The sequence below is a fragment of the Mesorhizobium sp. Root102 genome (assembly GCF_001425625.1).
GTDB lineage: Bacteria > Pseudomonadota > Alphaproteobacteria > Rhizobiales > Rhizobiaceae > Mesorhizobium.
In genome coordinates, this window is the sequence record NZ_LMCP01000006.1 from 1 (window position 1) to 25,172 (window position 25,172).

Annotated in this window: 25 protein-coding genes; 6 read left to right on the forward strand and 19 right to left on the reverse strand. The window is 63.6% G+C overall.

From position 1 onward, the window contains the following. Positions 1–472 precede the first annotated feature (472 nt). Positions 473–2,440, forward strand: a complete 1,968-nt coding sequence (locus ASD12_RS07370) for a M23 family metallopeptidase (RefSeq protein WP_056583870.1) — start codon at positions 473–475, stop codon at positions 2,438–2,440. A 12-nt stretch (positions 2,441–2,452) separates the two neighbouring features. On the opposite strand, the gene ASD12_RS07375 is transcribed toward ASD12_RS07370, so the two are convergent. Beyond that, the gene (locus ASD12_RS07375) at positions 2,453–4,012 is read right to left on the reverse strand and encodes an MFS transporter (protein ID WP_056583424.1); all 1,560 of its coding nucleotides are present in this window, start codon (positions 4,010–4,012) and stop codon (positions 2,453–2,455) included. A 154-nt stretch (positions 4,013–4,166) separates the two neighbouring features. Here ASD12_RS07375 and ASD12_RS07380 point away from each other — a divergent pair, with 154 nt between their 5' ends. Continuing rightward, the gene (locus tag ASD12_RS07380; protein ID WP_056583426.1) at positions 4,167–4,799 is read left to right on the forward strand and encodes a TMEM175 family protein; all 633 of its coding nucleotides are present in this window, start codon (positions 4,167–4,169) and stop codon (positions 4,797–4,799) included. On the opposite strand, the gene ASD12_RS07385 is transcribed toward ASD12_RS07380, so the two are convergent. From ASD12_RS07385 to ASD12_RS07420, 8 genes are all read right to left on the reverse strand, one after another. Beyond that, on the reverse strand, positions 4,773–6,290 hold the full coding sequence (locus ASD12_RS07385) for a L,D-transpeptidase family protein (protein WP_056583436.1): 1,518 nt from the start codon (positions 6,288–6,290) through the stop codon (positions 4,773–4,775). The genes ASD12_RS07380 and ASD12_RS07385 overlap by 27 nt on opposite strands. 151 nt (positions 6,291–6,441) lie before the next feature. Next, positions 6,442–6,807 (reverse strand): MmcQ/YjbR family DNA-binding protein, encoded by a 366-nt coding sequence (locus ASD12_RS07390; protein ID WP_056583439.1) that lies wholly within the window; start codon positions 6,805–6,807, stop codon positions 6,442–6,444. Between the two features lie 57 nt (positions 6,808–6,864). After that, the gene (gene clpB, locus ASD12_RS07395) at positions 6,865–9,471 is read right to left on the reverse strand and encodes an ATP-dependent chaperone ClpB (protein ID WP_056583442.1); all 2,607 of its coding nucleotides are present in this window, start codon (positions 9,469–9,471) and stop codon (positions 6,865–6,867) included. 221 nt (positions 9,472–9,692) lie between these two features. Continuing rightward, a complete protein-coding gene (locus tag ASD12_RS07400) occupies positions 9,693–10,652 on the reverse strand; it encodes a DUF4167 domain-containing protein (RefSeq protein ID WP_056583444.1) in 960 nt (319 codons plus the stop codon). A 303-nt stretch (positions 10,653–10,955) separates the two neighbouring features. Continuing rightward, positions 10,956–11,834, reverse strand: a complete 879-nt coding sequence (gene prmC / locus ASD12_RS07405; protein WP_056583447.1) for a peptide chain release factor N(5)-glutamine methyltransferase — start codon at positions 11,832–11,834, stop codon at positions 10,956–10,958. Next, a complete protein-coding gene (gene prfA, locus ASD12_RS07410) occupies positions 11,827–12,906 on the reverse strand; it encodes a peptide chain release factor 1 (RefSeq protein ID WP_056583449.1) in 1,080 nt (359 codons plus the stop codon). The genes prmC and prfA overlap by 8 nt, the downstream gene beginning before the upstream one ends. A 10-nt stretch (positions 12,907–12,916) precedes the next feature. Beyond that, a complete protein-coding gene (ptsP, locus tag ASD12_RS07415; RefSeq protein ID WP_056583452.1) occupies positions 12,917–15,187 on the reverse strand; it encodes a phosphoenolpyruvate--protein phosphotransferase in 2,271 nt (756 codons plus the stop codon). Positions 15,188–15,270: 83 nt separating this feature from the next. Next, on the reverse strand, positions 15,271–16,524 hold the full coding sequence (locus ASD12_RS07420) for an aspartate kinase (protein WP_056583454.1): 1,254 nt from the start codon (positions 16,522–16,524) through the stop codon (positions 15,271–15,273). A 301-nt stretch (positions 16,525–16,825) separates the two neighbouring features. On the opposite strand from ASD12_RS07420, the gene ASD12_RS35185 reads away from it, so the two are divergent. Continuing rightward, the gene (locus tag ASD12_RS35185; RefSeq protein ID WP_244482776.1) at positions 16,826–17,026 is read left to right on the forward strand and encodes a hypothetical protein; all 201 of its coding nucleotides are present in this window, start codon (positions 16,826–16,828) and stop codon (positions 17,024–17,026) included. Here the strand turns inward: ASD12_RS35185 and ASD12_RS35190 are convergent. After that, positions 16,980–17,330 (reverse strand): putative glycolipid-binding domain-containing protein, encoded by a 351-nt coding sequence (locus tag ASD12_RS35190; RefSeq protein WP_348271709.1) that lies wholly within the window; start codon positions 17,328–17,330, stop codon positions 16,980–16,982. The two genes, ASD12_RS35185 and ASD12_RS35190, sit on opposite strands and share 47 nt — an antisense overlap. A gap of 98 nt (positions 17,331–17,428) precedes the next feature. Here ASD12_RS35190 and ubiG point away from each other — a divergent pair, with 98 nt between their 5' ends. Beyond that, positions 17,429–18,178: a bifunctional 2-polyprenyl-6-hydroxyphenol methylase/3-demethylubiquinol 3-O-methyltransferase UbiG gene (gene ubiG, locus ASD12_RS07430; RefSeq protein ID WP_056583457.1), complete on the forward strand. Its 750-nt coding sequence runs from the start codon at positions 17,429–17,431 to the stop codon at positions 18,176–18,178. Between the two features lie 111 nt (positions 18,179–18,289). Here ubiG and ASD12_RS07435 read toward each other — a convergent pair whose 3' ends face one another. Then, complete coding sequence (locus tag ASD12_RS07435) at positions 18,290–19,204, reverse strand: DMT family transporter (protein ID WP_056583874.1); 915 nt, start codon at positions 19,202–19,204, stop codon at positions 18,290–18,292. Between the two features lie 97 nt (positions 19,205–19,301). On the opposite strand from ASD12_RS07435, the gene ASD12_RS07440 reads away from it, so the two are divergent. Then, positions 19,302–19,787, forward strand: a complete 486-nt coding sequence (locus tag ASD12_RS07440; RefSeq protein ID WP_056583877.1) for a MarR family transcriptional regulator — start codon at positions 19,302–19,304, stop codon at positions 19,785–19,787. Between the two features lie 4 nt (positions 19,788–19,791). On the opposite strand, the gene ASD12_RS07445 is transcribed toward ASD12_RS07440, so the two are convergent. From ASD12_RS07445 to ASD12_RS07460, 4 genes are read right to left on the reverse strand one after another with little or no spacing between them, the layout of a single operon-like run. Continuing rightward, on the reverse strand, positions 19,792–20,217 hold the full coding sequence (locus ASD12_RS07445) for a DUF1178 family protein (RefSeq protein ID WP_056583459.1): 426 nt from the start codon (positions 20,215–20,217) through the stop codon (positions 19,792–19,794). After that, a complete protein-coding gene (locus ASD12_RS07450) occupies positions 20,214–21,080 on the reverse strand; it encodes a carbon-nitrogen hydrolase family protein (RefSeq protein WP_082525299.1) in 867 nt (288 codons plus the stop codon). Before ASD12_RS07450 ends, ASD12_RS07445 begins: the two co-directional genes overlap by 4 nt. A gap of 10 nt (positions 21,081–21,090) precedes the next feature. Further along, positions 21,091–21,360: a glutaredoxin 3 gene (gene grxC / locus ASD12_RS07455; protein WP_056583465.1), complete on the reverse strand. Its 270-nt coding sequence runs from the start codon at positions 21,358–21,360 to the stop codon at positions 21,091–21,093. A gap of 27 nt (positions 21,361–21,387) precedes the next feature. Continuing rightward, the gene (locus ASD12_RS07460; protein WP_056583468.1) at positions 21,388–22,188 is read right to left on the reverse strand and encodes a ComF family protein; all 801 of its coding nucleotides are present in this window, start codon (positions 22,186–22,188) and stop codon (positions 21,388–21,390) included. A gap of 64 nt (positions 22,189–22,252) precedes the next feature. Here ASD12_RS07460 and ASD12_RS07465 point away from each other — a divergent pair, with 64 nt between their 5' ends. Continuing rightward, on the forward strand, positions 22,253–23,128 hold the full coding sequence (locus tag ASD12_RS07465; RefSeq protein ID WP_056583471.1) for a methyltransferase domain-containing protein: 876 nt from the start codon (positions 22,253–22,255) through the stop codon (positions 23,126–23,128). Positions 23,129–23,216: 88 nt separating this feature from the next. Here the strand turns inward: ASD12_RS07465 and ASD12_RS07470 are convergent, their stop codons facing one another. From ASD12_RS07470 to ASD12_RS07485, 4 genes are all read right to left on the reverse strand, one after another. Then, positions 23,217–23,396, reverse strand: a complete 180-nt coding sequence (locus tag ASD12_RS07470; protein ID WP_056583474.1) for a Flp family type IVb pilin — start codon at positions 23,394–23,396, stop codon at positions 23,217–23,219. A gap of 109 nt (positions 23,397–23,505) precedes the next feature. Continuing rightward, positions 23,506–23,820, reverse strand: coding sequence for a hypothetical protein (locus ASD12_RS07475; protein ID WP_056583880.1), 315 nt, complete (start codon positions 23,818–23,820; stop codon positions 23,506–23,508). Positions 23,821–23,951: 131 nt separating this feature from the next. Then, entirely contained in the window at positions 23,952–24,374 is a 423-nt protein-coding gene (gene mutT, locus ASD12_RS07480) for an 8-oxo-dGTP diphosphatase MutT (RefSeq protein WP_056583476.1), read from the reverse strand. 26 nt (positions 24,375–24,400) lie between these two features. Beyond that, entirely contained in the window at positions 24,401–25,153 is a 753-nt protein-coding gene (locus tag ASD12_RS07485; RefSeq protein ID WP_056583884.1) for a GNAT family N-acetyltransferase, read from the reverse strand. Positions 25,154–25,172: the final 19 nt, after the last annotated feature.

The window sequence follows — 25,172 nt, forward strand, 5'->3', positions numbered from 1 at the left end:
AAGCAAACTTCTTCGTCGCCAGCGGCGAGCCGCCCTCGTTGGTGAGGCGTATATAGTCGCCACCAACGAGAACTGTCAACACCGATCAGCGATGTTTTTGAACTTTTTGCGACAGAAATTTCGGACTCGGTCTGTTGACAGCCGACTGCCCCAAGGGAACTCCGACAACACGGGCTGGACGGCCACGAAGGAGCCCTATTGCCGCCGCATTGCCGTTCGACACCAAGCCAACGAAAGCGGGCGCAGCGCCGGCGGCGCAGTGCCTCTTTCAGGAGCGTTATAGGAGTGCGCGATGAGCCTTGCAGAGAAGGTGAACCGCCCCTCCTAGTAGAGCGCTCCATAAGAAAAGTGCGCGAGGGGAATTCGGTCGAAACCTGGCGCTTCGTTGACTTCACCTGCCATGACAGGCAAATGTCACGGCCACAACAAAAGCGACAAGCCGTTCCGCCCGGGGAAGAAGCAGCCTTTCTGGATGCCAGACACGGAAGATGTCATAGCCGAACTCGGCAACGAGCCGCCGCTTATCGCGGACGGCCGCAGCGGCCCGCCCGACCGGCGCGAGGTTTCCGCACGCTGGCTGTCGGGAACCTTTCTCACCGGCGTGACCTCGAGCGTGTTGATGGGCGTGGCGTTGTTCGCCGCTCTTGACGGTCGCCAGCAGCTGGCCACCCCACCCGAGATCGCCGAGTTGATCAGTCTTGCCGGCAACGGCGATTCCGGCGAAGTCGCCAAGACGACCAGGCTGGTGGTGCCGCGCCAGATCGCCAAGGCCAAGGACCGCCGGCGCATGGAAGTGTCGATGGTCACCAAGGTCGGCGACCGCGACGTCATCCACACCATGCCTTTCGTGCAGATCAAGATGGCGCTGGCCGCCGGCCACACCACCAGCCGCGCCTACCCGCCCTTCGATCCGATGCAGGTGTTCGGCGACGATGGCGACGACAGTGCTCAGCCGGCGACAGCCTCTGCCGCTTCCGGCCAGATCTATGGCGCCAAGGTCGAAAGCGAGATGAGCCTGAAGACCGTCGATTTCCCGATCGAGACGGCTTCCTTCGACGAAAAGAGCGACCTGTCCGCCGATGAGGTGGAAAAGGTGGTGCGCGAAGCCGGCACCGACCTCAGCGACGGCGCCGTGCAGGTCGCTTCACTTCACTATGTCGACCCGCAGCGATTCGGCGAAGCCTTTGCCGAGAGCATGGCAGGCTCCTACGACGTCAAGATCGTGCCGGAGAACGTCTCGGTGGCGCCGCGCGCCACCGCCGATGACCAGGCGCCGGCTTTCGCCGAGGAAATCATTCCCTTCACCAAGGATCTCGACGTCACCGAGGCTTTTGCTGATTCGGGCTACACGGGTGAAGACGCTACCGGCATGGCCGAAGCCATCGCCAAGCTGTTGAACGCGACGGCGCTCAAGGCCGGAACCGTGCTGCGTGTCGGCCTCGAGGTTCACGGCGATACCGCCAAGGTCGTGCGCACCAGTGTCTACGACCGGACCCAGCACATCGTCACCATCGCGCTCGACGATCGCGGCCAGTATGTGCCCGCGCAGGAGCCGGATCCAAACCCCGAATTGCTGACGGCCTTCGATGATTCGTCGGCGCCGGTGGTGGTGCGCGGCAACCTGCCCAATGTCTATGACGGCATCTATCGCGCCGCCTATTCCTACGGCATGTCCAAGGCGATGACGAAGCGGCTGATCAAGCTGCTGGCGTCCGACGTCGACTTCCAGTCCCGCCTCAACCCCGCCGATCGCATCGAAGTCCTGTTCTCGCAGCCCGATGGCGACGACCAGACCTCGGACAGTTCCGAGCTTCTCTACGTCTCGGCGACGTTCGGCGGCCAGACGCGCAATTTCTACCGCTTTCAGATGCAGGACGGCGGCACCGACTATTTCGACGAGGACGGCTCGAGCGCCGAGCAGTTCCTGTTGCGCAATCCCCTGCCCGCCGGGAAATTCCGCTCCGGTTTCGGCGCACGCAAGCATCCGATCCTCGGCTATGTCCGCATGCACACCGGCGTCGACTGGTCCGCGCCGATCGGCACGCCGATCATCGCCGCCGGCAACGGCACTGTCGAGAAGGTTGGCTGGGCCGGCGGCTATGGCAAACAGATCATCATCCGTCATGCCAATGGCTATGAGACGTCCTACAATCACCAGAGCGCTTTTGCCAAAGGCATCGAACCGGGAGTGCACGTGCGCCAGGGCCAGACCATCGGCTTTCTCGGCCAGACCGGCCTCGCCACTGGTCCGCATCTTCACTACGAGCTGATCGTCAACGGCACCAAGGTCGATCCGATGCGGGTCCGCTTGCCGGTCGGCAAGGTGCTCAAGGGCGATGACCTCGTCGCCTTCAAGCGTGAACGCGAGCGGATCGACGAACTGCTGAAGCAGGAAGACAGCGATTCGCTGAAAGTTGCGAGCGCCAAGATAGACGGTTGATCGGTCGGCTTTTTAGCCCTGCGGATTCTCGACGCGCCGCGACCATGGCAGCCGCTCACCGGAAATGGTCATCCAGGCGATAACAGCCGCAAGCAGGCAAAGCAGCGTGGTCACCGAAGAGACGGCGGCAAACGCAGCGTCGCTGGCGGCGAGCCTTGCCGCATCGACGGTGGGCGCAAGTCCAACCGTCGCAGGCTCGCCAAAACCTGGAACGCCGGGCGTTGCATTGCCATCCAGTGCATTCGCGTAGACCCAGGCGGCGAGCGAACCCATCGCCGCCACCGCGATCAGACCACCAATGCGCGAGACGGCATTGTTGATGCCGGAAGCCGCACCCGTATCCTTGTCTTCCACCGCCGTCATGATCGCCGCCGACAATGGCGACACCACCAGCGCCATGCCGAGCCCCATCAGCGCCATCAGCGGGAATGTTCCTGTCCAGAAATTGTGGATGCCGGCACGGGTGAGCAAGGCAAGTCCGGCAAAGGCGAAAGCCACGACGAGGCTGCCGCAGGCAATCGGAAAACGCGGGCCGATCCGATCCGACAACTGGCCGACCGGTCCAGACAAAAGTGCGATCGACCCCGACAGCGGCAGGAAGATGAAGCCGACCTCGGCCGTGCTCAGTCCCCAGCCGGCGATCAGCAGCATCGGCAGATAGAAAAGATTGGCCGACAGCGCGAAATAAAGGAAGAACGTCGCGACATTGGCGCCGGCGAAAGCGCCGACGCGAAACAGGCTGAGGTCGATCATCGGCTCACGCTGCCGAAACTCGAAGACGATGAAGACCGCCAGCAATACGACGCCGGCGGCAATGCTCGGCCCGGCCATGTGGCCCTCGCCGCTGGCGCTCATCGAGGTCAGCCCATAGGCGAGCGCGCCGAAAGCCAATGTCGCGAGCGCGGCACCGCCGAGATCCAGGCTGCGTTTCTCCGTCGGCGCGTCGGCTGGAACCTTGGCCAGCAGAAGAGAGATCGAGATCAGGCCGAGCGGCAGGTTGATGGCAAAGATCGCCCGCCAGATGCCGTCGCCAAAAGCCGACAGCACGAAGCCGCCGAGCACCGGACCAAGTGCTGTGGTCAGCGCCGAAGCCGCCGCCCAGATGCCGATGGCGCGGCCGCGTTCCTTTTTCGGGTAGGCCTTGGCGATGATGGCGAGACTGCCGGGCACCATGATTGCCGCACCAATGCCCTGGACGGCACGAAATGCGATCAGCACCACCGCATTCGGCGCCAGCGCACAGGCAAGCGAAGCGACAATGAACAGCGCAATGCCTGCCACGAAGGCGCGGCGCAGGCCGAATCGATCGCCGGCAGCGCCGCCAGCGAGGATCAGCGCCGAGAGCGTCAACGCATAGGCATTGGAAATCCACTGTGCCTCGGCCAGGCTGGCGCCGAGGTTGACGCGGATCGCCGGCGTGGCGATGGCCAGGATCGAACCGTCGATGAAGCCGAGCGCCGAGGCCAGAATTGCCGCGATCAACACAAATCGCCGCTGCGATTGCGGACAGAACGTTCCATTCGTGACCGGGCTGGTCAGCGGGACGGCGGCACCTTCAGTGGGTGAATGCATGGAACCTTGCTTAGACCTCCAGCACACCGGCAACAACCGGCCAGTGGCTTGCTGTCCTTGAAACCAGCCAGTTGACCAGGGTCGCACCCTATCCGAATGCAAACCGCGGCGGCCGTGCTAGGTTTTCCGGAAAGGTGCAGGCGGGGAGACATCGATGAAGCGGCCACTTGAAGCATCGGCGGAGGGACGCGGCCGTATCGTCGGCATCACCGACGGCGTATTCGCCATCGCGCTCACTCTGATCGTTCTCGAAATCAGGGTGTCGGCGCACGAGGCGATCCATTCCGAACGCGAGCTGCTCGCCGCGATCGCTGCACTGGCGCCGCGCTTCCTGACTTATGCCTTGAGCTTCCTGACGCTGACCATCTTCTGGTTCGGCCAGCAGGCGCAGCATGGTCTGATCGCCAAGTCCGACAGACGGCTTGCCACGCTGAACCTCAGCTTTCTCGCCTTTATCGCCCTGCTGCCGTTCTCGACCGACCTGCTGGCCGACTTCCTCGAGTTCAGAACCGCGGTGCTGGTCTACTGGCTCAATCTGCTGATGCTCGGCGTCACGCTGTTCGCCAGCTGGCGCTATGCGGAGAAAAACGGCTTCCTGGCAGAGGATGTCGACGCGGATACCAAACGCACGGTCTATCTGCGCATCGTCAAGGCGCAGATCCTGTGGGCGCTCGGCGCCGCACTCTCACTCATCAGTCCCTTGCTGAGCATCGGCTTCATCCTGGTCGTGCAGTTGGTCTATGCCGCCGCACTTCGGAGTTCACTGCTGCGCAAGGTCATCGGCTGAAGGTCCCCCGACAAACTCCACCGTCACACCCGGCGAAACCAGTTTGGCTAGTTCCCGCGCATCCCAGTTGGTCAGGCGCACGCAGCCATGGCTTTCGGTCTTGCCGATCTTCGATGGGTCCGGGGTGCCGTGGATGCCGTAGGTCGGCTTGTCCAGGGCGATCCAGACCGATCCGACGGGGCCGTTCGGGCCCGGCGGAATGGTCAAGACCTTGTCGTTCTGGCCCTGCTTGAAATTGATGCTTGGGTTGTAGGTGTAGTTCGGATCGAGCGCGACGCGCGACACCGCGTGCGTGCCGGACGGCGACGGCGTATCCGACGAACCGATGGTGGCGGGATAGGCTGCCACCAGCTTACCGCCGGCATCATAGGCGAAAGCCTCTTTCTCGTCCTTGTCGGCGACGATGCGGGCAACCGGCGTCGAGACCAGCCTGCCGAAATTGGCAACCTTGATGATCGTGCCGGGGCGATTGAAGTTGACGTCCGGGTTGAGCGCCTTGAGGTAATTCTCGTCCATGTGGAAGCGCTCCGCCAGCGCCTCGGTCACCGACGTGTAGCCCATGCGATCGAGTTGCGCCTTCTGGCTGTAGTCTTCAGGGATCGAGGCGACATAGGGACCGGCCGCATCTTCCGGCGTGATGGTGTAGTTGGCGAAGGCATCGCCGCCGGATTGCGCAAGTGCCTCCTGGATGCCGACCGCATCGGTCGATCGCAGATTACTGCCGGTGATCTGGTTGTAGGCGGCGAGTGCCTTGTCGACATTCGAACCGAAACGCCCGTCGATGACGCCAGGCGAAGCGCCGCCGCGGTCGAGCAGCACCTGAAGTGCGGCGACATCCTGGCGCGCTCCCAGCGAAAGCGCCGGGGCAACAGTGGTCTTGTCGCCAGCCTTCGGCGGCAGCGCCGCCTGATCGGCTGGCGCGGCCTCTTCGGATTCCGGTTGGGCAGGGTCTATCGAAGCCTCGTTCAGCGGCTGGCGCTTGATCGTACCCGGCTTTGCCGGCTGCGGCGCGTCTGGATAATTGTTGTCGTAGCTGCCATCGTCCTGCGGTGCAGGCGGATAGGCTTCCACGGAATTGTCCCCATAGGGATCGTATTCGTCCGCCGGCGGCGGGATAACCCGGCCTTCCTCTTCCAACTGCTTGCGGCGGAACCGCGCCATGTCTTCCGGATCGTCGAGATAGTAGCGATCGTTGCCGTCGGGGGCGCGGCCCAACTCGCGCAGACGTGTCTCTCGACGCAACGCGCGACGGTCGAGCCGGGTCTGCGGCGGCTGGATGGCGATGACCTTGCCGGTATCGGCGTCGACGATGACGCGATTGCCCCTGGCGTCGTAGTAGATGTCCAGATTGCCGTCCTGGGCGAGCAGGATGCCGCCATCATTGGCGGCACGGACAATCGGCGGTGCGCTGTCCTGTGTCGGCGTGGCGAGCGCGCCTGAAAAGGGCATCCCGGCTGCAAGGGCCGAAAGGGTCAAGATCGTGCGGAACATGGTAGCCAAACTCTCCGGTCCGTAATTGCCGCCGCCCGGCAGTGTCCCTGCAAGGCGAACCCCATCGCCAGCAAACCAGTTACCCACCATATGGTTCCAACATGAACCGGGCATGAAGATGGCGCTTTTCCGGCGCCTCGAGGAATATTAGCTAGCTTGCGGCAAGTCCCAATTCCTTGCGCGCCTGCCTAGTCAACTTCAGGGCGACAAGGCGATGGCTCTCGCGCAGATAGTCCTTCAGCGCAGCATCATCCATGCTCTGGCTTGTCCGACGCTGGATCCACGTCATGCCGCGCGAGGCAAGGTAGGGCGCGGGCCGCAGGCCCGGCTGCTCCTTGAGCACATCATAGGCGATATCAGAGCATTTGAAGGTGACGAAGAGCTGCTGGCCCTGGTCCCAGCCGCCGATCGCGAAGACCTTGGCTCCGACCTTCCAGACATGAGCGCCGCCCCATTGGACGACGTGGCTCGTCGAGGGCAGCGAGGCGCAGAAGCTGTTGTAGTCGTCCAGCGTCATCCGCGCCCCACGTTTGTATGAAAAAGTCGCGCGTCCAGTTGGACGCGCGGCTTTGGATCAGGCTGCCGCTTCCGCCGCGACGATCGTCGGCTTCGAGCGGAAGTTGAGCCGGTCGGAGCCGGCGGTGACCTTGACGGTCGAGCCGTCGAGGATGTCGCCGAGCAGGATCTTCTCTGCCAGCGGATCCTGCAATTCCTTCTGCATCACCCGCTTCAGCGGCCGCGCGCCATAGGCCGGATCGTAGCCCTTGGCCGCCAGCCAGTCGACCGCCTCCTGATCCAGCGACAGCGTGATCTTGCGGTCGACAAGCAGGCTCTCCAGCCGCTTGAGCTGGATCTCGACGATGCGGCCCATATCCTGCCGGCGCAGCCGGTGGAACAGGATCACCTCGTCGACGCGGTTGAGGAACTCCGGCCGGAACGACGCCTTGACGACATTCATCACCTCGTCGCGAACCTGGTCGACATCCTGATCCTCGCCGAGATTGACGAGATATTCGGCGCCCAGGTTCGACGTCATGATGATCAGCGTGTTGCGGAAGTCGACGGTGCGGCCCTGACCGTCTGTCAGGCGGCCGTCATCGAGCACCTGCAACAGCACGTTGAACACATCGGGATGCGCCTTTTCGATCTCATCGAACAGCACGACCTGATAGGGCCTGCGCCGCACAGCCTCGGTCAACGCGCCGCCTTCCTCATAGCCGACATAGCCGGGAGGCGCGCCGATCAGCCGGGCGACCGAGTGCTTTTCCATGAACTCCGACATGTCGATGCGCACCATCGCGCTCTCGTCGTCGAACAGGAAGCTCGCCAGCGCCTTGGTCAGTTCGGTCTTGCCGACGCCCGTCGGTCCGAGGAACATGAACGAGCCGATCGGCCTGTTCGGGTCCTGCAGGCCCGCGCGGGCGCGCCGCACCGCTTTGGAAACGGCTTGCACCGCCTCGCCCTGGCCGACGACGCGCTTGCCGATCTCGTCTTCCATGCGCAGCAGCTTGTCGCGCTCGCCCTGCAGCATCTTGTCGACCGGAATGCCGGTCCAGCGCGAGACGATATGGGCGACGTGGTCTGGAGTGACCACCTCTTCGACCATGCCGACTTTGCCGTCCTGGGCCTCGGCCTCTTTCAGCTTCTTTTCCAGTTCCGGGATCTTGCCATAGGCAAGCTCGCCGGCGCGCTGAAATTCACCCTTGCGCTGGGCAATGGCGAGGTCGTTGCGCGCCTCGTCAAGCTGCTTCTTGAGATCGGCGGCCAACCCGAGCTTCTGCTTCTCGGCCTGCCACTTGGCGGTGATCTCGGTCGATTCCTCCTCGAGGCCGACGAGCTCCTTTTCCAGGCGGGCGAGCCGGTCCTTCGAGGCATCGTCAGTCTCGACCTTCAGCGCCTCGCGCTCGATCTTGAGCTGCATGATGCGGCGATCGATCTCGTCCAGCGCTTCGGGCTTGGAATCGACCTGCATGCGCAGCCGCGATGCGGCTTCGTCGACAAGGTCGATCGCCTTGTCCGGCAGGAAGCGGTCGGCGATGTAGCGATTGGACAGCGTCGCCGCCGCCACCAGCGCCGAATCCGAGATACGCACCTTGTGGTGCTGCTCGTATTTTTCCTTCAGGCCGCGCAGGATCGAAACGGTGTCTTCCACCGTCGGCTCGTCGACGAACACCGGCTGGAAGCGGCGGGCAAGGGCTGCATCTTTCTCGACATGCTTGCGATATTCATCGAGCGTGGTGGCGCCGACGCAGTGCAGTTCGCCGCGTGCCAGCGCCGGCTTCAGGAGGTTAGACGCATCCATGGCACCCTCGGCCTTGCCGGCGCCAACCAGCGTGTGCATCTCGTCGATGAAGAGGATGATCCCGCCAGCGGCAGAGGTGACTTCCGAAAGCACGGCCTTCAGCCGCTCCTCGAACTCGCCGCGGTATTTGGCGCCGGCAATCAGCGCGCCCATGTCGAGCGCCATCAATTGCTTGTCCTTCAACGATTCCGGCACGTCGCCATTGACGATGCGCAGCGCCAGGCCTTCGGCGATCGCCGTCTTGCCGACACCTGGCTCGCCGATCAGCACCGGATTGTTCTTGGTGCGGCGCGACAGCACCTGGATTGTGCGACGGATCTCGTCGTCCCGACCGATGACCGGATCGAGTTTGCCGGCACGGGCATCCGCAGTCAGGTCACGCGCGTATTTCTTCAACGCGTCATAGCCCTGTTCGGCGCTCGCCGAATCGGCGGTGCGGCCCTTGCGGAGGTCATTGATGACCTGGTTGAGCGCCTGCGCTGTGACGCCGCCCTTGGCCAGGATGTCGGCGGTCTTGGCCGACTTTTCCATGGCGAGCGCCTGCAAGAGCCTCTCGACCGTGACAAAGCTATCGCCGGCTTTTTTGGCCAGTTCCTCGGCGGTCGAAAACACTTTTGCCAGCGGCTGCGCCAGGTAGAGCTGGCCATTGCCGCCCTCGACCTTGGGCATCGCCTCGAGCGCCGTTTCGACGCCAAGCTTGACGTCACGGACGTTGCCGCCGGCGCGTTCGATCAGCGAAGCGGCCAGGCCCTCGTCGTCGTCGACGAGCACTTTCAAGATGTGTTCGGGGGTGAACTGCTGGTGGTTGCGGGAGAGCGCCATGGTCTGCGCGGACTGGATAAAGCCGCGCACGCGCTCGGAGTATTTCTCAAGGTTCATATCTGTCTCCTTCCATCACCGGCCCGCTTTGCGGCACCAGATCAGATTGCGGTGACGAATCCGCCCATTCGAGCCGGATCCTGTTCAGCCGAGATATGGTGCATAGGCCATGCTGTCTCAAGACGCCTTGATGTCGGTCAAAGCATAATATTCCATCGCAGCGCAAAATAAAAACGGCGGAGATTTCTCCCCGCCGCTCAACGTCTTGAAGTGTCGTTCTATCAGTTGTCGATATCGACAACGACCGGTTTAGCATTGCCGCTGTCGACCGGGGACGCAGCAGCCTCACCGGCCTCGGCATTATCGCCGCTGCCGTCAACCTGATCGGCATTGACGCGCGGACGGCGCGGGCGGCGCGGGCGACGGGCAGCACCGCTTTCGGCAGCCGCCTCGTTGAGCTCGGCCTGGGCGGCAAGACCTGCCGGCGACAGGATCTCGAACAACGGAGCCGGCTCGACCGCGGCAACGGACTCGGGCGGCGATGCGGCTTCGCCCTGGATCGGGGTCTCGTTGCTCTGGGGTTGACCACCTTGCTCGGCGGACGAACCGAAGTCGCGCTGGCCGTTCTGGCCGTAACCGGCATTGGGGCGACGATCGCGATGGCGTGCGCCATTGTTGTCGCGGCCACCATTGTTGCGCCCGCTATTGTCGCGCCCGGCGTTGTCGCGCCCGGCGTTGTCGCGATTGTCGCGGCCACCTTCCCGGTTGAGCGCAACCTCGGCCGGCACGCCTTCGATGACCGGCTGCGGGCCGGCGCCATGGTTGATCACCGGCACATGGGCGTCGGAAACAGTGCTGCTGTTGTTGCCAGCATTGTCGAAATCGTCGCGATCCTCGTCGCCGTCATCGTCGAAATCATCGCGATTCTGTTGCGCGTTCTGGATCGGCATCTGCGCCTGCGCGGCCGCGATGATGCGATTGTAATGCTCGGCGTGCTGGAGATAGTTCTCCGCCATGACCCGATCGCCGGAGCTGTGCGCATCACGGGCAAGGGTGGCGTATTTTTCGGCGATCTGCTGAGCCGAACCGCGGATCTTCACGTCCGGGCCATTGCTCTCGTAGTTACGCGTCAGGGGGTTTGGTCCCTTGCGATTGTTGTTGTTATTATTGTTATTGTTACCACCGCCGCCGCCACTGTTGTTGCGACCGCGCATGCGCCTGTTCTGCTGTTGTGGCCTCATCAAACTCTCTTCATTTTGAAATTTTCGTAAAACTCTTCACGAACGGAGGCGCTCATGCAGCCAGCCGTTTCGTCTCTTCACCGGCGTTCGCCCGCATCGATTGCGTTGGCGCCACGTGCCATCCTGTTCCGGTTACATCACTTGCCGGACGATTCCCGCACGAAGCTTGGGCATCGTTTGCGCAAGAAGGCAGCTATTTCCAAGGAAAACCGAATCGCTGAGAGCACTGCCTGCTTCGTCTCATCCGGTTAAGGCGACCCTAGCCGTATTCCCCGGCATTGCCAAGCGCTTTTTTGCACTGCGTCAAGGCTTTATCGCTTCAAAGACAATAACCCTGTCGTTTCCGCCGAGGTCACGAAAAGCGCCCCTCGGAACATAGCCGGCCGCAGCGAATATCTCGCGGACCTCATTGTGCTGCGTGTGGCCGATCTCGACCGCAATCCTGCCTTCAGTTTCCAAAAACCTCGCCGCCTCCGCGGCGATGATCCTGTAGGGGTTCAGACCGTCCGCGCCGCCATCCAAGGCCAAGCACGGGTCGAAATTGCGGACTTCGTCCTGCAGATTTCCAATGTCTTCGGAAGGTATATAGGGAGGGTTTGCGACAATTACATGGTACCGGCCGAAAACTTTTTCGAACCAGTCCGACTGAAGCGCCGTGAACCGGCCTGCAAGGCCCAGTTGCCCGGCATTGCGGGCCGCCGTCGCCAACGCGCCCGCGGACAGATCAACGCCGGTGGCCTTAGCTGTCGGCACGGCGCTGAGCAGCGTCAGTGCAATGGCGCCGGTGCCGGTGCCAAGATCGAGGATGCGGCATTCGCCTTCCTGGACTGCCACGGCCCTGACAAAAGGCAGCATCGCCTCGACCAGCGTTTCGGTATCCGGCCGCGGCTCCAGCGTTTCCGGCGACAGCGACAGGCGCAAACCGTAGAATTCACGATAGCCGAGGATACGGTGCACCGGCTCGCCGCCGGCGCGGCGTCGCAAGGCGGCATCGATTTCGGCAACAAGACCAGCGTCGACTTTGCGTTCGGGGTCCGCGATGGCTTGTGTGCGCGTCGTGCCGGAAAAATGCTCGACGATCAGCCTCGCATCGAGCGCCGGATCATCGACCGCGGCGGCGGCAAGCCGAGCCTGCGCTTCCCGCAGCAACTGCCCCAGCGCTTTGGGCAGTTGATCAGCCATCGATGCCGATGTCGGCGAGCAGCTTCGACTGGTGATCGGCGATCAGCGCGTTGATGATCTCGTCGAGTTCGCCCATCATCACCCGGTCGAGTTTGTAGAGCGTCAGGTTGATGCGGTGGTCGGTGACACGGCCTTGCGGGAAATTATAGGTGCGGATGCGTTCCGAGCGGTCACCGGAACCGACCTGTGACTTGCGCGATTCGGAGCGCTCCTCGTCCGCCTTGCCGCGCTCGAGGTCATAGAGCCGGGCACGCAGGATCTGCATCGCCTTGGCGCGGTTCTGATGCTGCGATTTCTCTGCCTGCACCACCATGATGCCGGTCGGCAAATGGGTGATGCGGACAGCGGAATCCGTCGTGTTGACGTGCTGGCCGCCCGAACCCGAGGCGCGCATCGTGTCGATGCGGATGTCTTCGGGCCTGATGTCGATGTCGACCTCTTCGGCTTCGGGCAGCACCGCGACGGTTGCCGCCGACGTGTGGATGCGCCCGCTCGCCTCGGTCGCCGGCACGCGCTGCACGCGGTGCACGCCCGATTCGAATTTCAGATGCGCAAAGACGCCCTTGCCCGACACCGTGGCGATGATTTCCTTGTAGCCGCCAGCATCGCCATCGCTGGCTGAGGCCGTCTCGAAACGCCAGCCGCGTCCGGCGGCGTAGCGCTCATACATGCGAAACAGGTCGCCGGCAAAAAGCGCCGCCTCATCGCCGCCGGTGCCAGCGCGGATTTCAAGAATGGCGTTCTTGTCGTCGGCGGCATCCTTGGGCAGCAGCAGGATCTGGATGTCCTTCTGCAGCGCCTCGATGCGTTCCTCGACCTCCGGCAGATCGGCCTCGGCGAGCGCCCGCATCTCGGCATCGGTACCCTTGTCGGCAAGCATGGCTTCGAGGTCGGCCTGCTCATGCTCGGCCAGGCGCAGTGCCCTGACCTTGGCCACCATGTCCTGGATTTCGGCATATTCGGACGCCATGCGCACATAGGCATCAGCCGCCGGGCCAGCCGACATCTGCGCTTCGAGCATCTCGAAACGCTTGACGACTTGATCCATACGATCGCGGGGCAGGTTGACCATGATGAGGCTGCTACAATGGAATCGAACGGTCGTCGGCAAAAGCCTGCAGCAGCGCCCGCATCGGCAAGCCCTGCGCCGGCGCCATCAGATTGTCGTCGAAGAACGCCTCCAACTCATCCAGCGGCAGTTCCGTCAGCATCGCCTTGACCGGGCCGATCGAGGCCGGCGACATCGAGATCGAGCGGAAGCCGAGGCCGATCAGCGCCATCGCCGAGATCGGCTTGCCGGCGAGCTCGCCGCACAGGGTCACCGGCGTGTGATTGCGGACGCCGGCATCGGCGATCTGCTTCAGGACGCGCAGGAACGGCGCCGACAGCGTGTCGAACCGGTTGGCCAGTTGCGTGTTGCCGCGGTCGACGGCCATGACGAACTGGAACAGATCGTTCGAACCGACCGAGACAAAGTCGACCGCCTTCATCAATTCATCGAGCTGGAACAGTAGCGATGGCACTTCAAGCATCGCCCCCAGCTTCAGGCTGGTCGGCAAATGATGGGCGAAGCGCGACAGATGCCGCACTTCGCGATCGATGATCTCGCGCGCCTGGGCGATCTCGCCAAGTTCGGTCACCATCGGCAGCATCAGCTTGAGCTCGCGCCCGCCACTGGCTTTGAGCAAGGCGCGGATCTGGGTGCGCAGCAACCCAGGCCGGTCAAGCGTCAGGCGAATCGCCCGCCAGCCGAGCGCCGGGTTCTCTTCCTGGATCGCGCCCTTGAAATAGGGCAGCACCTTGTCCCCGCCAATATCGATTGTGCGGAAGGTGACCGGCTTGCCGCGCGCCGCCTCGAGCACGTCACGGTAGAGCTTTTCCTGGGCCTCGGCACGGGGAAATGTCGAGGCGACCATGAATTGCAGTTCGGTGCGGAACAGGCCGATGCCGGCCGCGCCCGCTTCGGCCAGTTGCGGCAGGTCGACGGCAAGGCCGGCATTCATCAACAGGTCGACCTGGACACCGTCCCTGGTCATCGACGGTTTCTTGCGCAGTTCGCGATAGACCTCTTGCCGGCGCGCCCGGAAACGCACCTTTTCGGCATAGGCGGCTTCGAGATCGGGCTGCGGCCGCAAATGGATCACGCCCTCTTCGCCGTCGACGATGATGGCGTCGCCGTTTTCCGCCATGGAAACGGCCCCCTTCATCTGGCCAGCGACGGGGATGCCCATGGCGCGCGCGACGATGACGACATGGCTGGTCGCCGCACCATCCTCGAGCACCAGCCCGCGCATCTTGTCCCTGGGATAGTCGAGCAGCTCGGCGGCGCCCATGGAGCGGGCGACGATGATGGCGTCTTTCGGCAGCGATGCGGCAATATCCTCCGGCCCGCGCCCCATCAACTGGCGCAGCAGCCGGTTGGCGAGATCGTCGAAATCGCTCATCCGCTCACGCAGATAGGGATCGGTCATGTGCAGCATGCGGGCGCGCATGTCGCTCTGCACCTTTTCCACGGCTGCTTCCGCCGTCAGGCCGTTGCGGATCGCCTCTTCCAGCCGGCGCACCCAGCCGCGGTCGTTGGCGAACATGCGATAGGCTTCCAGAACCTGGCGATGCTCGCCCTCGAAGGCGACGTCGCGGCGTTCGAGCATGTCGTCGATCGAGAGCCTGAGCGAGCCGAGCGAGGTCTCAAGCCGGCGGACTTCTTCCTCGCTGTCCTCGTTGAACAGATTGGTGACGACGATGCGAGGCTCGTGCAGCACGACATGGCCAAGCCCGACGCCGTCATTGAAGGACAGGCCGGTGAAGCTGACCGGACGGCGCAAATCGAGTTCGAGGCCGGGCCTGGTCAGCCGCGCCAGATCGCCGGTGGCGATCATCTCGGCGATCACCATCGCCGTGGTTTCCAGCGCCTCGACCTCGTCGTCGCGGTAGTGGCGCATGGTCTTGTTCTGCACAACAAGCACGCCCAGCGTGCGCCCTGCCCGCAGCACCGGCACGCCGAGGAAGGAGTTGTAGATCTCTTCCCCGGTCTCCGGCAGATAGGCGAAAGCCGGATGTTCCTGGGCGTTGGAAAGGTTGAGCGGACGTGCACTGGCCGCGATGGTGCCGACCAGGCCTTGCCCCAGCCGCAACTGCGCCAGGTGGACGGCGTTCGGGTTCAGACCTTCGGTGGCGTAGAGTTCGAGCACCGAATCGGCGCGCAGCACATAGAGCGAGCACACTTCGGCGACCATGTTGGAGGCGATGTCGCGCACGATCCGGTCAAGCCGCTCCTGCGGCTCCAGCGGCTCCTGCATGAGCTCGCGGAGCCGTTTCAGCAAAACGCGCGGGCCACTGGCCTGATCACGCATCGCGGCTTCTTCTCCAATGGGCATCCTGCCCGCCGCAGTTTCCACTGCGACCGGCGCACACGCAACAACTCAAATCGTTCTCGCTACTGCTTATCCAGACCGTAGACGGAATGCAAAGTACGAACCGCAAGTTCGGTGTACGGACCGTCGATCAGGATCGAAATCTTGATCTCGGAGGTCGTGATGGCGCGGATATTGATCGACTTGTCGGCCAGCGCCTTGAAAGCGGTGGCGGCGACGCCGGCATGGCTCCTCATGCCGATGCCGATGACCGAAACCTTCGACATGCCGGCTTCCGACTGCACGACATCGTAGCCGATCGACGCCTTGAGGCGCTCGAGCACGGCCAGCGCCTTGTCGACATCGCCCGACGGCACGGTGAAGGTCATGTCGGTGAACTTGCCGTCCTCGGAAATGTTCTGGACGATCATGTCGACATTGATGTTGGCCTCGGCCAGCGGACCGAAGATGCCGGCGGCAACGCCCGGCCGGTCGCCGACCCGGCGCAGCGAAATCTGCGCCTCGTCCTTGGCATAGGCAATTCCGGTGACGACCTGCTGTTCCACGATCTCTTCCTCGTCGCAAATGAGCGTTCCGGGCGGATTGAGCAAATCCCCCATTCCGGGCGCGTCGGGATCGTCGAAGGACGACCGCACGAAGGTACGCACCCTGTGCACCATGGCAAGCTCGACCGAACGCACCTGCAGTACCTTGGCGCCGAGCGAGGCCATTTCAAGCATTTCCTCGAACGAGATCTTGGCCAGCCGCCGCGCCTTGGGCTCCATGCGCGGATCGGTGGTGTAGACCCCGTCGACGTCGGTGTAGATGTCGCAACGATCGGCCTTGACCGCCGCGGCGATGGCTACCGCACTGGTGTCGGAGCCGCCGCGGCCAAGCGTGGCGATGCGATTGTCCGGGCCGATGCCCTGGAAACCGGCGATCACCGCCACCTGGCCCTCGCCGAAGCGCTTGATCAGGAAGGCGCCATCGATGTCGAGGATGCGCGCCGCGCCATGCGCATTGTCGGTCTTGATCGGGATCTGCCAGCCCTGCCAGGAGCGTGCATGCACGCCCATGTTCTGCAAGGTGATCGCCAGAAGGCCGGCCGTGACCTGTTCGCCGGAAGCGACGACCGCGTCATATTCGCGTGCGTCGTGCATCGGCGAGGCTTCGCGTGTCCAGCCAACCAGTTCATTGGTCTTGCCGGCCATCGCCGAAACGACCACCGCCACCTCATGGCCGGCATCGACCTCGCGTTTGACGTGACGCGCCACATTGCGGATGCGGGCGATGTCGGCGACGGAGGTCCCGCCGAATTTCATCACGATGCGCGCCATGGAAGCGAAATGCCTTTGACTGAAGCCGAATCCCAGCCAAAACAGCGGGGACCCCGAATAGTGGAATGCCGGCTGACGCCGGCCGTTGAATGCGCGGCCTCCTTAGCCAAATGATGAAGGTTTCGCAAGGCTGGCGGCGGATTGCAGGCTTCAAGAAGGCGGCATATCGCGTACCGCCCTGCCGTCGCCTGCGAAATGCTGCCCGTGAGGAATTCCTTTTGGTCCGGTATTACAGATGATTGCTCGTCTTCGACGCGCCATGCGATGGCAATCGCTCCCGCTTGTCATTGGCTTCGTGGTGTTGGCGCTGATCGTTGGCAGCCGTGCCGTGCTGGTCGAAGGCCAGCGAGCCAACCGCGCCGCCGCGCGCGAGGCAATCGAATATCAGGAATTGCTTTCCGGCCGGCGTGAAACCAAGATTGACGTCGACAAGGCCGGCGACGTCCTGCTGTGGTTCACCATTCAGCATCTACAGGCCGTCGGAACTCCTTCGATCGCATAGCGCAACTAGCGCTGCTGAGAAAGCCGTCGATCCGCTCCGCTCGCGTGTGCCAGCCGGCATCGCAATCCACCTCGTAGGCAAGGCAGCACGGCTTGCCGTCCTGGATAACGATGGCTTGCCCCTTGAGCCTATGCCCGCCATCGGTCTGCCAAAGCACGCAGGCATCGTGACCCTCCACGTCCAGCCGACGCCAAAGGATCGAAGCCACCATAGCTGTCATCGTCACCTCCTCGAATTCAAAACGATGCTCTCTCTTTGGCCGGCCAGGCCAATTGTGTTTCACCGCGGCGTTGTCAGCTGACATGCCCTGACAGAATCCGGCTCCCTTCCGGCCGAGGAAAATTGTTGCCTTGACATTCGCGGCTCCACGCCCGACTTCCTAGCGCTCGAGGAGACCAACCGATGCCAGAGCCCCGACGATCGACGATCGATGCCGGAGAAGTGGAACGCTTTTCCGCCCTTGCCGCCGAATGGTGGAACCCGAACGGCAAGTTCCGCCCCCTGCACAAATTCAATCCGGTCCGGCTGTCCTATATCCGCGACCAGATAGCGACGCGCTTCGGCCGCGATCCGCGCGCTGCAAGGCCTTTCGAGGGCCTGCGCATCCTCGACATCGGCTGCGGTGGCGGCCTTTTGTGCGAGCCGATGGCGCGGCTTGGCGCCGACGTTGTGGGAGCGGATGCCTCCGAAACAAACATCGAAGTGGCCAAGCTCCACGCTGCCGAGGGCAATGTCAGCGTCGACTATCGCGCCACGACAGCCGAAGACCTTGCCGACGCTGGCGAAAAATTCGACGTCATCCTCAACATGGAAGTGGTCGAGCATGTCGCAGACATCGACCTGTTCGTCGCCAAATGCGGCGCGATGGTCCGGCCCGGCGGCATCATGTTCGTGGCCACGATCAACCGCACGCTGAAGGCGCTCGGGCTGGCCATCATCGGCGCCGAATATGTGCTGCGCTGGCTGCCGCGGGGCACCCACCAGTTCGGCAGGCTGGTGCGCCCGGAAGAGCTCGAAAAGGCGCTTGGCGGCGCCGGCCTGACCATCATCGACCGCACCGGAGTCACCTACAATCCGCTTGCCGACCGCTGGGCGCGGTCGAAGGACATGGACGTCAACTACATGGTCCTGGCGGAAAAAGGCTCGGTCTGATCCTGTTCAGAATCGAGCGGCTGATAGCCGCCGCGCCAGTAGATCACCTTGGGCGGCTCGGCCGACACCCGGTGGCGAAGAGAGCCGGCGCCGGCTGAGGCGCAAGCGCGCTCACGCTGCCTGGCTTTGTGCCTTCCTGCTGGGCTGACTTTGCGCCATGGTGGTGATGAACACACCGGCGATGATGATGAGTGCGCCCGCCCAGGTCAGCAGCTGATAGTGCTCGCCGAGGAAGATGGTGCCGGCAAACAGGCCGACGGCCGCCGCCACATAGCCGATCTGGCTGAGATAGACCGGACCGCCAACCGCCTGCAGCCTAAAGAAAAAGGCGAACATCGCCGATGCCGACGCAGCCTGCGCGACGACGACCAGCGGCACGCCACCGAGGGGAGCGAAGGCCTTGACGCCGAACAGGGCGAGAATGCCGACAAACAGCATCGCCGCCGACGCCAAATGGCTGCCTACGGCAAGCTCGATCGGGCCGGTGCCTTCCGGCCAGGCGACCGTGCGGTAGATGTTGCCGGCGGCCAGGCTGACCGGAATGAGCAGCCCCATCACCACCCAGAACAAATCGGCCGGTTGGCCGGCCTCGCCGCGAGTGACCGCCACCATGACGGCGCCGACAAAGCCGACGGCGATGCCGACAATCCCCAGAATGTTGGGGCGCCGGACACGCAACAGGATCGAGAACACCAGTGTGATGACAGGCGACAGTGTGAACATGATGCCGGTGTAGCCGGCGCCCAGATGCGGGATGGCCGAGAACATCAGCAGATTGGGGACGGCATAGGACACCGCCGCGGTGACGAAGAAATAGCGCAATTTGTGCGCGGTGAGCCGGACGCGCTGACCGCGAGCCAAGAGCACGCACAGCAAGACGCCGCCGGCGCCGAGCGAAATGACCAAGGCCCAGACCATGGCCGGAACGCCGGCAGCCGTGGCGAGCTTACCGAACGGCAGTGTCAGGCCGAGCAGGCCGCCGGTGACGACCAGCAGGCCGAGCGCCGAATCCCAGAGAAGTTTCATCATCGAACCCTGTCGCGCGCGGCCCTTGGCCAGCATTGCATCTTGCGATAAGATAACGAAAAGATTCTTAACGTCAAGATATATGATGGTGAGACAATTGGACAGGGCAGCAAGAGCGATTGAGCAATGGAAGCGGGAGCGGCCCGATCTGGATGTCTCGCCGATGGCCGTGCTCGGGCGGCTGAACGAGGCCTCCTCGCTGATCGCCCGCGAGCGCCTGGCGCCGTTGTTTGCCCGTTATGGATTGCAGTCGGGAGAGTTCGATGTGCTGGCGACACTGCGGCGCTCGGGATCACCTTACGCGCTGACGCCGACCGCTCTCTATGAAGCGACAATGGTCACATCGGGTGCGATGACCAACAGGCTCGACCGGCTCGAAACGTCCGGATTGATCCTGCGCGGGCCGCACCCCAACGATCGGCGCGGCATTGTCGTGCGGTTGACTGAAAAGGGTCTCGCTTTGATCGACGAGGCGATCACTGCCCACGTTGCCAATGAGCACGAGGTTCTCGCGGGCCTTACACAGGCGGAACGGGAAACGCTGTCCCGTCTGCTTGAGAAATTGATCGGCAGCGTGAGTTGACTTCTCAGTTGCGGTCGTCCGGAAACACCGGAATCGGCATGAACTCGACGCCGTCCTCGGCCAGGCTCTTGGCCTCGTCCAGCGTCGCTTCACCATAGATGCCGCGCGCGTCGCTTTCACCGAAATGGATTTTTCGCGCTTCCTCGGCGAACTTGTCGCCGACATAGTCGGCATTCTCGCGCACCTTCTCGGCCATCGCCTTCAGCTGCGCCAAAGCCTGCTTCTGCGCCTCGCCCATGGCGAGCGCTATCGTTTCCTGCTTGCGCGCCGTGGAAACCGCCGGCGCCATCAGCGCTTTCTGCACCTTGTGCGAGCCACAGGTCGGGCAGTCGACAAAGCCGCGCTTCTTCTGGGTGTCGAAATCGTCATTGCTACGAAACCAGCCTTCGAATTCGTGCTCGTGCTCGCAGATGAGGGCAAAACGGATCAAGAGGCTGCACCCCTGAGCCGCGGCGCCTCGCCCAAGCCGGCATTGACGGCGAAATCCCGCGCATTTTTGAGGTTGGGAATCTTCTTGCGCGCGGCAAGCGACTGCGTCGGGTCGATCTCGGCGACGATCACCGCCGGCTCGTCATGCGCGGCTTCGGCGATGATACGGCCCCACGGATCGACGATCAGCGAATGACCGTAGGTCTCGCGGCCATCTTCATGCAAGCCGCCTTGCGCGGCAGCGACGACATAGGCGCCGTTCTCGATGGCGCGGGCCCTGAGCAGCACGTGCCAGTGCGCCTCGCCCGTCTGGCGGGTGAAGGCAGCCGGCACCGAAAGCAGATCTGCGCCGGCCAGTGCCTCGGCGCGGAACAATTGCGGGAACCGCAAATCGTAGCAGACCGCGAAACCCAGTTTCGCGCCGTCGAGGTCGGTGACGACGGCCTCGGTGCCCGGTTCATAGGCGGCGGATTCACGCCACGACTCGCCATTGTCGAGATCGACGTCGAACATGTGGATCTTGTCGTAGGTGGCGAGCGTGGCGCCGTCCGGGCCGAACAGCAGTGCTCGGTTGGCGAGCTTGCCGTCCGCACGCAGGATGGCGGTCGAGCCTATATGCAGGAAGACGCCGAGCTCCTTGGCCAGCTTGCGCGCGGTCGAAACGACGATGTCCTTGTCCTCCGAGGTGAAGGAGGCGGCGCGCGCTTGCTTGTCGCGGATCAGCGCGCCGGTCATTTCCGGCGTCTGTATATAGATCGCGCCCAGGCTTGCGGCTTCACGCACCAGCCGTTCGAGATCGACCGCGTTGCGCTCGGGGCTCTCGCCTGAACGCATCTGGATCGCAGCCGCCTTGAAAACACCCATCGTCATATCCTCAAATAGTCGCGCCGTTGGCGAGCAGTTTGTCCAGCCGGCCTTCGGCCTCCAGCTCGTGGAGGTCGTCGCAGCCGCCGACATGCGTATCGCCGATGAAAATCTGCGGAAAGGTCGAGCGGCCGTGGGCGCGGGAGATCATCTCCTGGCGCAGTTCCGGCGAGAAGGAGGCATCGTGCTCGGTAAAGGCGACGCCCTTGCGCTCGAGCAGCCGCTTGGCTGCCGTGCAATAGCCGCACATCATGCGGGTGTAGATGGTGACATCGGCCATGACGAATTTCCGCTGTTCGTTACCGACTTATATAGTCGCGGACTCGTCCGCCCGAAAGTCCCCCGGCAACACACGGGCAAAGGTCAGCACGTCGACGGCGGCCGCACCTCCCCTTTTCAATGCCTTCGTGGCGGAACGCACGGTGGCGCCGGTGGTGTAGACGTCGTCGATCAAGAGCACCCTGCGGCCGGCAATCTCGATTTCCGCCTCGGCGGGCACCCGGAAGGCCGCCCGCACATTCTCCTCGCGTTCCTGCCGCTCCAGCCCAACCTGCTGGCGGGTGAGTTTTACGCGCCGCACCGCCGAGGGAGCGAAGGGCAATTCACTGAGCGCCGAGACCGCCCTCGCCAGTTCCGCCGATTGGTTGAACCGCCGCCTGAAAAAGCGCCGCCAGTGCAGCGGCACCGGCACCACCACCTCCGCCTCGGCGATGAGATCAGCACCCGCGCGCACCATCCAGCGCGCCATCCATGGCGCGAGATCAGTGCGGTCCTGGTATTTCAGCCCTTGCACCATCTGGCGGGCGACGCCGGAATAGGCCACCGCCGCCCGCGCGCGCTCGAAGGGCGGCGGATCGGCAATTGCCTCGGCCGACAGAAAGCCTTCGCCCATATGGTGGGTGAACGGCGTGCCCATCACCGGGCACCATGGCCGTTCCAGCAGTCTGAGCTTCGGCCAGCAGGCGCCGCAAAGCACGCCGGGCTGCGAGACATGCCGGCGGCAGCCGGCGCAGACCGGCGGAAACAGGATGCGCGCCGGCCAGCCGAGGGCCGATCGGGCGAAACGCTTGATCTCGATGGGCTTGATCTTGGACATCGGATCGGCCACGTGGTTGGTTCTCCGCGCCATCATACCAACTATATCAGGGCGTGGACAAACAAGGATCTGCCCGTTGCAGCCGATAATGGATACCTCCCTGTGGCTGGCGCACAAGCGGCGCGCGCTCACCCATCCGGTTGACGGCGCGGACTTCCTCATGCGTCGCACCGCCGAGGATCTTGCCGACCGGCTGGGTGCCGTCGAGCGCCGGTTCGGCAAGGCGGCTGTGCTGTTTTGCCAGACGCCGGCGGCAGCCGAAACGCTCGCCGAAAGCGGCAAGGTCGCCGACATTGTCCGCGTCGAGACCGATACGGCTTTCCTGAGTGGTGGCGGCGCCGGCTTGATCGCACCGCTCGAAACCGTGCCGTTCGAGCCGGAGAGCCTCGATCTGGCGGTTTCGCTTCTGTCGTTGCAGGCGATGAACGACATTCCCGGCATGCTGATCCAAATCCGCCGCGCGTTGCGGCCGGACGGGCTTTTCCTCGGCGCCTTTGCCGGCGCTGGCACGCTTTTCGAGCTACGCGAAAGCCTGCTTGCGGCCGAGACCGAGCTTTACGGCGGCGCCAGCCCGCGCGTCATCCCGTTCACCGACGTGCGCGATGCCGGTACGCTTCTGCAGCGCGCCGGTCTCGCTCTGCCGGTCGCCGACGTCGAGACGGTGACGGTGCGCTACGCCAGCCTGTTTAACCTGATGGCGGATCTGCGAGCCATGGGCGAGACCAATGCGCTCACCGATCGTAGCCGGCGGCCGGGCTCACGCAAGCTGTTTGCGCGCGCGGCGGAAATCTACGCCGAGCGATTTTCCGACCCCGACGGCCGCATGAGGGCAAGTTTCTCGATCGTCTGGATGTCAGGCTGGGCGCCCGACGCATCGCAGCAAAAACCGCTTAAGCCGGGTTCAGCCAAGGTCTCGTTGAAGGCAATCCTGGAGGCTCCCGGCGGGCAATGATCCTGTCCGCAGGCGCGGAAAGCTAATGCATACCGCCCAGAAGTGGCCCCGGTTTTGGGAGAACGACATGCATGAAAAAACCTACATCTCAGGGTGTGAAGGCGTTCGCAAGCCTGCTGTTGTTGTCGCTGAACAGCCAGATGATCGAGTTGGAGACCTGGCCGATACCGCCGACGATGGCCAGCGACAGCACGGCGACGATCAGGCCATATTCGACGGCCGTCGCACCCTTCTCGTCCTTCAGAAAACGCCGCAGCACTGCTTTCATGACCTCAACCCCTCTGACCAGAACCTTACCGCCGATCTGTTAAGAAAGGTTAACGGCAAAGGCTTAACAGGCGGTGAAGCCGCCGCCTTGCCGAAATCTCTTAACCATGTCAGCAGTCGCCGCTGCTTCTGCCATTGGACCTGATGATGCAGACAGAACTGGGTTGCGGCTGCAGCACGCTACGGCGCAGCGTATAGGTTTCGCGATGGACCGAGCCGGTGGCCGTCATGTCCAGCCCGCCAGCAAAATCATCGCGGGACGACAGCGAGCGTGTCTGGCTGTCGAGGAACGGGGTTGCGATCAGCGCCAGCGCCACCGCGGCCGAACCGAACAGCAGCGTGATGCGCAATATGCCCATGCCCGCGTCGGCGGCGCGAAAGCTGCGCTCGGGCCGGATCGAGTCCCAATCCCTGTCTAGGCTCATGCTATCGCTCCCCAGCGAATCGGCGGCGCGGCCGCGAACGGCCATGCTTCAACTTTTCATGATGAGATAAATCTTCCATTAACGCTGGCTGATACGTCGCCACGGCCAGGAAGCGGCCGGACGGTAGCCCCTCAAAGAAGATCGATGAGGAAGGGGATCAGCGGCGCATCGGCCGGCGGCATTTGGTAGTCGCGCATCTGCTTTGGCCGCACCCATTTCAACGCCTGCCCTTCCCTGGGCTGTGCGATGCCGCGAAAGCGGCGGCAGATGAACAGCGGCATCAGCAGGTGGAAATCGTCATAGGAATGACTGGCAAAGGTAAGCGGCGCCAGGCACGGAATGTCGGTTTCGATGCCGATCTCCTCGTGCAGCTCGCGAATAATGCATTGTTCGGGCGTTTCCCCGGGCTCGACCTTGCCACCGGGAAACTCCCACAGCCCGGCAAGCTGCTTGCCCTCGGGCCGCTGCGCCAGCAGCACGCGGCCGTCGGCATCGACCAGCGCGCAGGCGGCGACCAGGAGCAGGCGCTTGCCGGCGGTCGTCCCGCCACTCATGCCATCACATCATTCATGCCATCACTTCATTCTTGACCCGGCGGCCGGCGGTAGTGGTAGCGATAGACTTCCTCGAAGCCGAGCGAATGGTAGAGCGCCAACGCCGCCACATTGCCGGCCTCAACCTGCAGCCAGGCTTCCCGCGCGCCACGCAGCCGCGCCCATTTCAGCGCCGACAGGATCAGGTTGCGGCCGTGGCCCTTGTTGCGCGCCGACTTGTCGGTGGCGACCTCGAACAGGCCGGCAAGATCGCCGTCGTGCACGCAGATCAGCGTCGCCAGCGCTTCGGCGCCATCCTCGAGCGCGAACAGTCCGGCCTCCGGCTGGATGGCACCGATGATCTCGGACAGGCCGGGCCGCAGCGAAACATCCGAACCGCTGACCTTGAGCGACGCGCCGATGAAGCGGCTGATGTCCTTCAGCGGAATCTGGTCCATGGCGGCATCGAGTTGTGCGTCGGCCAGCGGCAGCCGCATGACCAGCGACTCGTCGAACCGGCTCCAGCCCTCGCGGTCGAGATGGCTGGCGAGGTCCGGACCCGACAGTGGCGACATGCGGAACGTCAGCGGCCTGCCATAGGCATCGAAACGGCGGCTGGCCCGGCCGATACGGTCGGCCATGTGCTGGGTGTCGCCGGGATCGAGCGGGTTGACCGAGTTCAGACGCTTGGCCGGATGGCCGGCGGTCAGCCGCACCACCCAGGTGCCGTCATAGTGGACGGCGGCTGCCGGCCAGGCACGAAAGCCGGCCGCCTCGTAGCGGCGCACGATCGCCAGCATGCTTGCCGGATGCCTGGAG